Source organism: Calditrichota bacterium (assembly GCA_014359355.1).
Classification (GTDB): Bacteria; Zhuqueibacterota; Zhuqueibacteria; order JANLFK01; family Oleimicrobiaceae; genus Oleimicrobium.
Window position 1 is genome coordinate 1 of record JACIZP010000363.1, and the last position, 3,818, is coordinate 3,818.

A 3,818-nucleotide genomic window follows, 5' to 3' on the forward strand; every position below is an offset into this window, starting at 1 on the left:
CCTCTATGTGGATTTCTGGAAAGCGCTCGTCATAGTAGCTCACATAACGCTTGGCCACGGCGGTCATTCGGCTCGCAAAGGGGATGAGCGTAACGGCGAGCACAACGCTGCTCAGCACGAGGAGATGCAGAACAACCAACGGATGTCGTCTCTGTGGCACCGCCGCATAGAACGAAAGGCTGCTCACGCTTCCCAAGAAGTTACCGAAGAAATTGCTCTTGTCCTTCGTCATCCGGCAGGACCTGTGCAGTTAGTACTCGAGGGCTTGTTCTTCGCCGCGCAGCACGCGCAGCACGCCTGCAACCATAGCCTCCATCTCAAATTCACCGGCGAGGACCATCACCGGACCAAGGAACTGGACGCGCGCGGACACCCAATCTACCAGGAGGCCAGAATGCGCCAGCCCACCCGTGAGCACCACCACATCGACTTTGCCGGCGAGGACGGTGGCCATGGCGCCGATCTCCTTGGCAATCTGGTAAGCCATCGCCTCGTAGACTTGCCGGGCAAATTCGTCGCCTTCGGCAATGCGCCGCTCCACCTCCTCGGCGGAACTTGTGCCGAGATAGGCTACCAGTCCCCCCTTGCCCATCACTAAGGTGCGCATCTCCTTCTCGGTGTATCGCCCTGAGTAACAGAGGCCGATGAACGGCTGGAGCGGCAGGCCTCCGGTGCGCTCGGGCGAGAAGGGGCCGTCGCTTGAGGCATCATTGACATCGACTATCTTTCCCGCTTTGACCGGTGCTACTGAGATGCCCCCGCCGAGGTGGGCAACGACCAGGTTGGTCTCCGCCAAAGACTTGCCCAGTCTTGCGGCGGCGCGGCGCGCGACCTCATGGATGCTCAGCGCATGAGCTAATGCTCGCCTCTGAATGAGCGGATGCCCCGAATAGCGGGCAAGCGGCTCGAACTCATCCACCGACAACGGGTCGGTCACATAGGCCTCGACACCGGCCTCCCGGGCAAACTCAAAAGCCAGCGCGCACCCCAAGTTGGCCACGTGTTCGCCCTGCAGGTTTGCCTTAGCGTCAGCCAGCATCCTCTCGTTGACGCGGTAGGTCCCCCCGGCGACGCTCCGCAACAGCCCGCCGCGCCCAGCAACTGCCGCCAGCGACCGCAACTCCAAGCGTTGCCGGGCAACAAAATCGGCGATCGCCGCCCGCCGCATCTCGAACTGGTCCCACACGTGAGGATGCTTGGCCAGCTCTTCAGCAGGGTGCGTCAAGGTCTCCCGTGCCTCTGCCTGCTCCGCGAGGAACAGCGCCACCTTTGTGCTCGTGGATCCGGGGTTGATGACCAATATGCGCACGAATCACTCTCCGCTACATGTGGCTGTTCACCGCACCACGAGACCGCGAAGCACACCCAGCGGCCTTCGCTGCCAAATGTGACCCAAGGGGTCACCCAGTCAAGGATCGAGAGGGGCAGGCGGGCTCACGACCGAGCACGCGCCCCTGAAAGCTGAGCTCCCAACACGATGACCACCCCGGCAAGGCAGGCAAGGAAGAGGAAGTACAAGGGCATGGACAACGAACCCGCGCGAGGGGCAATCAGGAGCGCCGCCAGTCCTAAGAGTGCAAGGGCGGCCATGATGATGATGTTTCGCCGCTCCTTCTTCAAGCGGATGTTCTCCACGGTCAGCTTGCGATGCTCCAGAACGCGCCGAATGACATTGGTCAGTTTCTCCGGCGGAAAGGGCTTCATGAGGTAGTCGTAGGCCCCTTCCCGCATGGCCTGCACCGCCGTTTCCACGCTGGCGTGGGCGGTGATGATGACCACCGGAAGGTCCGCTTGTGCCTCTTGCAGTTTCTTCTGCAACACGATGCCATCCATGCCAGGCATGCGAATGTCGATAACGGCCACGTCGAACGGGCGCTCCTTGGCCACAGCCAGCGCCTTTAGCGCGTCCTCCGCCGTCTCGACTTCAAAGCCCTCGTCCTCAAGCCAGGCGCGCAGCGAGTCGCGCATGACCTGCTCATCGTCCACCACGAGTACTTTCGCCTTTTCCATCCTCTTGCCTCCAGCACTGTCTCCACCACAAGCTTCGGCTAGTCCCACGAAGACCATTCTCAGTCCAAAGCATCCCCGCACGCGGAACGCGTCCGGCTACCTCGCAAAAAGGAAGTAGGCGGCCAAAAGGAGCACGACCAAGGTTACCAGCGCGGTAATGGCGATGTGCAACACCTGCTGGCGTTCCTTGCGCAAGCGGATGTTCTCCTCCACAAGCCGGCGGTGCTCCACGATGCGCCGGATAACGTTCGTCAGCTTCTCCGGCGGAAAGGGCTTCATCAGATAGTCGTAGGCCCCCTCCTTCATGGACTGGATGGCGTTCTCTACAGTGGCGTGAGCCGTGATCATCACCACGGGAAGATCCTTATGCACCTCGTGGAGCTTCTTCAGAAGGGTGACGCCGTCCATCCCCGGCATCTTGATGTCCACTACCGCCACATCCACAGGATGGTCCCTGACAAAGTTGATGGCGGCGAGCCCTTCGGCCTCGGTGTGGACCTCGAAGCCCTCCTCCTGGAGCCACGCGCTCAGGGACTCGCGCATGATCGCCTCGTCATCGACGATAAGCACGCTTGCCTTATCCATTGCTTCACTCCCGTCCTGGTTGCACATCAACGGTGACCAAGTTCCTCTTTTCTAAGCCCGGTCAAAAACAACTACGAGTGCCATCCGCCCTGTCGACAGAGAGCGGGTTTCGAACCTTCCGCCGTATCGCTCCGCAACGATTTTTGCCACCGCCAAGCTGAGCACTGCGGGCGTGGGACATTGCCCGAGAAAGGGTGGCCTCTCGAGGGCGGCAACAATCTCCGGCCCAAGGCCCTCGCCGGCGAAAGAGACGGCCACCTCCACCATCTGCTCCGTAGCTGCGGCCTGCAGACTGATCGTCCCCTCTCCCCCAAGGTAGCCCCCTGCGAAGTCCAGAAGGTTTTGGATCACCTGCACAAGACTCCAGAATTCCGCGCGGACTGCGGGAAGGTCATTCGGAATGGTGACCTCCACTTGTTGCCGGCTAAGCGCGGGCACGTGGCGCATTACGGTCAGGGCGTGTTCAGCGGCCTCTTTCACGCTGACCGCTTGCGGCTGCGGCCTCCCCTCAGTGACGCACCGCATCGCGTTTTCGATGGCGCGCAAAGAGGCTCTTGTCTCACTCTCTGCAGCAGTGAGGCAGTCCACGAGCTGGCGGCGCTGCTCAGGTGCCAGCGCCACCCCTTCCAGGTACTCTCTCATGCGCTCCAAGGACTGAACCGCCGTGCGCAGGTCGCGGCCGCAGTGGCTCACGAAGGCTTCAAAAGCTTGCCCGAGGTTCAGCAGCTGCCGTGAATAGGTGAGCCAGGGCCGCACCTGCTCCCAGTCGGCATGGAGGCGATCATACTCCATGGCCAACTGTTGGTGGGTGACAATGTGCCGGATGAGGTTGGTCAGCTTCTCCGGGGGAAAGGGCTTCATGACATAGTCGTACGCCCCGTCCCGCATGCTGCGCACCGCGCTCTCCACCGTGGCGTGGGCGGTCATCATCACGACTGGGAGGCGGTCATCCAGCTCACGGAGGCGCTTCAGCAGGGTCAAGCCGTCCATGCCTGGCATCTTGATGTCCAGCACGGCAATATCTGGCTTCACCTGCTCGAAAAGCTCTAAGGCCTGTTCGCCAGATTCTGCAGCCCAGACGGCAAAGCCCTCGTCTTCCAGCCAAGCACTGAGGGAATCGCGCACTATCGGCTCGTCATCGACGAGGAGTATGCGGGTCTGATCGCTCACCTGACTTCCACAACTTGGCTTTCTACAAGGCTCTTGGTCGGCATAAACAGCCT

At 61.3% G+C, this 3,818-nt stretch carries 5 protein-coding genes; all 5 read right to left on the reverse strand.

Going from position 1 to position 3,818, the window contains the following annotated elements; translation table 11 throughout:
- A partial coding sequence (locus tag H5U38_15175) for a hypothetical protein (GenBank protein MBC7188366.1) occupies positions 1 to 232 on the reverse strand: 232 nt, incomplete at its 3' end.
- An 18-nt stretch (positions 233 to 250) separates the two neighbouring features.
- Positions 251 to 1,309 carry a butyrate kinase gene (buk, locus tag H5U38_15180; protein ID MBC7188367.1) on the reverse strand — a complete coding sequence of 353 codons (1,059 nt, stop codon included), beginning with the start codon at positions 1,307 to 1,309 and terminating at the stop codon, positions 251 to 253.
- 125 nt (positions 1,310 to 1,434) lie between these two features.
- Positions 1,435 to 2,010, reverse strand: coding sequence for a response regulator (locus H5U38_15185; protein ID MBC7188368.1), 576 nt, complete (start codon positions 2,008 to 2,010; stop codon positions 1,435 to 1,437).
- A 96-nt stretch (positions 2,011 to 2,106) separates the two neighbouring features.
- On the reverse strand, positions 2,107 to 2,595 hold the full coding sequence (locus tag H5U38_15190; protein ID MBC7188369.1) for a response regulator: 489 nt from the start codon (positions 2,593 to 2,595) through the stop codon (positions 2,107 to 2,109).
- A gap of 51 nt (positions 2,596 to 2,646) precedes the next feature.
- Complete coding sequence (locus tag H5U38_15195) at positions 2,647 to 3,765, reverse strand: response regulator (protein ID MBC7188370.1); 1,119 nt, start codon at positions 3,763 to 3,765, stop codon at positions 2,647 to 2,649.
- Positions 3,766 to 3,818: the final 53 nt, after the last annotated feature.